The organism is Streptomyces sp. NPDC007162, from assembly GCF_040634175.1.
Lineage (GTDB): Bacteria > Actinomycetota > Actinomycetes > Streptomycetales > Streptomycetaceae > Streptomyces.
In genome coordinates, this window is the sequence record NZ_JBEYFC010000688.1 from 1 (window position 1) to 3984 (window position 3984).

The 3984-nt window shown below is 70.4% G+C and carries 5 protein-coding genes and 1 pseudogene; 2 read left to right on the forward strand and 4 right to left on the reverse strand.

From position 1 onward, the window contains the following. Together ABZ646_RS42085 and ABZ646_RS42090 are read left to right on the forward strand one after the other, a co-directional pair. Nucleotides 1-845: alpha/beta hydrolase (locus ABZ646_RS42085; protein WP_360531725.1), on the forward strand; the 845-nt coding region annotated here is incomplete at its 5' end. Nucleotides 846-972: 127 nt separating this feature from the next. Continuing rightward, nucleotides 973-1077 (forward strand): annotated as a pseudogene (locus ABZ646_RS42090) (SAM-dependent methyltransferase); the annotation flags it as partial. Between the two features lie 164 nt (nt 1078-1241). Here the strand turns inward: ABZ646_RS42090 and ABZ646_RS42095 are convergent. The 4 genes from ABZ646_RS42095 to ABZ646_RS42110 all read right to left on the reverse strand — a co-directional run bounded on the left by ABZ646_RS42095 (nt 1242) and on the right by ABZ646_RS42110 (nt 3895). Beyond that, the gene (locus ABZ646_RS42095; protein ID WP_360531728.1) at nt 1242-2180 is read right to left on the reverse strand and encodes a catechol 1,2-dioxygenase; all 939 of its coding nucleotides are present in this window, start codon (nt 2178-2180) and stop codon (nt 1242-1244) included. 90 nt (nt 2181-2270) lie between these two features. Then, nucleotides 2271-2936: an NAD(P)H-binding protein gene (locus ABZ646_RS42100; protein WP_360531731.1), complete on the reverse strand. Its 666-nt coding sequence runs from the start codon at nt 2934-2936 to the stop codon at nt 2271-2273. A 35-nt stretch (nt 2937-2971) separates the two neighbouring features. Continuing rightward, nucleotides 2972-3613, reverse strand: coding sequence for an NAD(P)H-dependent oxidoreductase (locus tag ABZ646_RS42105; protein ID WP_360531734.1), 642 nt, complete (start codon nt 3611-3613; stop codon nt 2972-2974). Between the two features lie 63 nt (nt 3614-3676). Continuing rightward, entirely contained in the window at nt 3677-3895 is a 219-nt protein-coding gene (locus ABZ646_RS42110; protein ID WP_360531737.1) for a hypothetical protein, read from the reverse strand. Nucleotides 3896-3984: the final 89 nt, after the last annotated feature.

The window sequence follows — 3984 nt, forward strand, 5'->3', positions numbered from 1 at the left end:
GCCGGCTCGTAGAGGTGAACGGGCTGCGGCTGCACGCGGTCACCGGTGGGGACGGCCCGGCGCTGCTCCTGATCGGCGGGTGGCCCCAGACCTGGTACGCCTGGCGGGAGGTGATGCCCGCGCTCGCCCGCCGACATACCGTCGTCGCCGTCGACTCGCGCGGAGCCGGGCTCTCCGACAAGCCCGACGACGGGTACGACGCCGGCACGCTGGCCGCCGATCTGGTCGCGTTGATGGCCGCGCTCGGGCACGACCGGTTCGACGTGGTCGGCCACGACATCGGCACGTGGACCGGATACGCCCTCGCCGCCGATCACCCCGAGCGGGTGGGCCGGCTCGCCATCCTTGAAGCACTGATCCCCGGACTCACGCCGTCCCCGCCGTTCTTCGGCCCGGCCGCGGTCAACCTGAAGCTCTGGCAGTTCGGCTTCAACCGGCTCACCGACCTCAACGAGGAACTGGTCCGGGGACGGGAGCGGCTCTTCTTCGGCTGGCAGTTCGCCACCAAGGCCGCCACGCGGACCGCGATCCCTGAGTACGCCGTCGACGTCTACGTCGACGCGATCACCATGGATTCTCGCGCACTGCGAGCGAGCTTCGCCTACTACCGGGCGCTGGACGAGACGATCGCGCAGAACGAGCAGCGCAGCAAGACCCGGCTGACGCTGCCGGTACTCGCCGTCGGCGGCGCGCTGTGGAGCGGCGCCGGTGCCGCCCAGACGATGAGGCTGGCTGCCGACGACGTCACGGAAGTAGTCCTCGACGACTGCGGCCACTACCCGGCCGAGGAGCAGCCGGCGCGCTTCGTCGAGATCCTGGAGGACTTCCTCGTGGCCAACCGGTAGCAGGCACGCCACACAGCTGGACTTCGCGCTGACAGGCGGAGCCTCACAAACTCCGCTGCGCGGTCGAGCAGGCCTTCGCCCTCTTTCATCAGTTCAAACGCCTTGCCGTCCGGCGGGAACGACGCCTCAGCTACCGAGACGGTTTGACCGTGCTCTGGATGTCGGCTCCGGCAGCGGTGACCTCGCAAGGCTCCTGGCTCGACGTGCCGCAACAGTGACAGCAGTCGATTCTGGCGCGGGCGGCTTCGGGGGTGCCGCTGCTGCTGCCACTGAAGGCGATTGAGGCGCCGCCGGGCTCCAAGGCCCTGGGCGGCGCCGTCATGCGCCGCCGACACCGCGTTCTTCACCGGGGGCACGTCGGCGGTCGGCCGGCAGGTGCGGCGTGGCCGCTCCGGGTCACTGTTTCCAGAAGCCATCGAGGACGTACGGGTCCTTCACCTCGTCGAAGCCGATGGGGCGGAGGATGTAGTCGCAGGTGAGGGTCCGGTACGGGCCGGTCAGACCGCGTGCTTCCCACGCGGCGACGTCCTCGTGCAGCTCGGTCTTGTGGATCAGCTCCCGCGCGATCGCACCCTCGCTGACCGTGTCGACGAGCGGGTCGCCGTCGAAGTGGATCTGGTGCGTCAGCATGTGATGGTCGTCGTGGGTGACGTACGCGTGGATGTGCCTCGCGCGCGAGTTGGCCCGTCCCAGCATGTGCAGGAGGTCGTCGAGCAGGCTGCCCGGCACCGCCGCGGGCTCCACCCCCGGCACGACGGTCCGGTACTCGTAGCGGCCCTCGGCATCCGCGACGATTCTGCCGCGCAGGTGGTATTTCGGCAGGTCGAAGTCGACGACGTCGAGGCCCTCCAGGGGTCCCGCCTGCTCGGGTGTCAGGCCCGCGTACCGGCCGTCGGCGGTGGTCTGCCAGAGATCGATCACGGCGCCGGGCAGCGGCTTGCCCGAGGTGGAGCGTACGGTGCCGGAGACGAACAGGGTGTCGCCGGGCTCGTCGGGCGCCATCGGCAGCACGCCGGGGTTGTCGATCTCCGGTGCCCCGGGCACGTACGCGGGCCCGGTCGCCATCCACGGGGAGGCGCCGTCCTTCTCCGGGTGGGCGTAGGCCCTGCCGTAACTGACCTCGATCGGGCGATTGGCGACGAGCAGGGTCGTCGCCAGCAGGAAGTCCCCCGACCCGACCAGCTTCTGCACGTAGGTGATGGCCTGGCCCAGCTCCTCGTGCGTGATGCCGTGCCTGAGCGCCGCGTCCCCGAACGCCTTCTGAAGATCGTCGAACACGACACGCAGGCGCTTGTTGAACGCGATGTCGGGGCGGGGGGTGTCGTTTGTTGTCACGTCACTCCAGTCCGGCGTCGCCGTCGACGGACGGCGCGCCTAAGGTCGGAAAGCTGTTGTGCATGAGGTGGGTGTGGATCATGGGGCGGGTCATCCTCGTGTGTTCCAGACGAGGGGGGCTTTGCGGATCCAGGTGTCGTCCTCGATCGTCTGGACGAGGAACTGGGCGAGATCGGCGCGGTTGATCCGTGCGCCGGGCTTTTCGGTGCCGGCCTCGGCGGCCCGTACACGACCACTCAGGGGCTTGTCGGTCAGGGTGACAGCGCGGGCCAGGGTCCAGTCGATGCCGGACGAGGCGCGGACGACCTGGTCGACGCCGGTGTGGTCCTCGAAGCCCGCCTTGATGTTCGACAGCTTGATGAACGCCTTGACCAGCGGGTTGAGCCGGGCCCAGTCGTCGCCGGCGCCCTGCGTGGAGGTCAGCACGATGCGGGGTATGCCCTGCTCGCCCATGACGGTGAGCGTGCGGCGGGCGGCGTCGGTCATGAACATCGGCGGGCTGACCGGCTTGGCCCACGGGTTGTCAGAGGCGCGGCCGTTGTTCAGCGCGCTGATCACCGCCTCGGTGCCTTCGGCGGCCCGGCGGATGTCGTCGATGTTCGCGGGGGTGCCCTGGATCAGCTCGACACCGGCCGGTGCCTGCATCGTGGCGGGGTTGCGGACGAGGGCGCGGACGCGGTGGCCGCGCTGGGCCGCGTGCTCCAGGACGTGGGCGCCGGTGCGGCCGCTGCCGCCGAGGACCAGGAGGTTACTCATGGTGATCAAACGCCTTTCGGGCAGTTCAGGGGGGATCAGGCGGCCGGCCGACCGGTCAGGGCAGAGCCCAGGCGGCGGGCCTCGTCGTGCGATTTGGTCATGGACGCCTCGTGCATCGGCAGCAGCGGGGCCAGCATCGGCACGTAGGGGGCCATGGTCAGCTCGGGGGTGATGATGGTGACGTCGAGGCCGAGGATGGCCTCACCCAGGAGGTGCTCCAGGGTGGGCACCAGGTGGTCCAGGCCCTCCTTCGGGGCGCCCGGGCCGTAGCCACCGCCGCGGGCGGAGATCACCGTGGCGGGGCGGCCGGCCACCGGGGAGGGGCCCGCGTGGCTCAGGGTGCGCCCGGCGACCATGATCTGGTCCAGCCATGCCTTGAACACGGACGGCATCGTGAGGTTGTACATCGGCACGGTGAACAGGTAGGCGTCGGCGCCGAGGAATTCCTCGATCAGCTCGTCCTGGACCGCCAGGGCCTTCGCCTGCTCGGGGGTGTGCTCGGCGGGGTCGGTGGTGCGGGCGGTGATGCCCGCCGCGCTGAGGTGCGGGGCGGGGGAGACGGCCAGGTCGCGGTGGACGACCGGGCCCTGCCACTCGTCACGGAAGGAGCGGGCGACCTGACGGGAGACGGATGCCTCGCCGAGCGAGGAGGCGTCGATGTGCAGCAGGTAGGACATGGAGAACTCAGCCTTTCAAATCGATCAGGGGTGGGTGGTGGGTCGGGGAGGGACCGGTGGAGGTCAGCTGCGGGCCGGTACGGCGCAGCCGTCGGGGCCGCAGGCCGGAGCGTCGCCGTCGGTCGTCAGGGTGAGCGGGTGGGATGCGTCCCAGGCCGTGCGCAGCACGTCGAGAAGGCCGTCGCTGTCCTGCGCGCCGGGGATGCCGTACGTGCCGTCGACGACGATGAAGGGCGCGCCGGTGGCGCCCAGGCGCTGGGCGCGGGCGGCATCGTCGCCCACCTGCCGCTGGTAGCGGTGCTCGGTGAGCGCCCGGCCCGAGGTCGAAGGTGATGTATCCTGGAGTCTCGAACGAGGGGCTCATGCCGAGG

Coding starts and splice junctions, on each gene's coding strand:
- ABZ646_RS42100 (WP_360531731.1), bottom strand. CDS start 2,936: ATGAGTAACCTCCTGGTCCTCGGCGGCAGCGGCCGCACCGGCGCCCAC.
- ABZ646_RS42105 (WP_360531734.1), bottom strand. CDS start 3,613: ATGTCCTACCTGCTGCACATCGACGCCTCCTCGCTCGGCGAGGCATCC.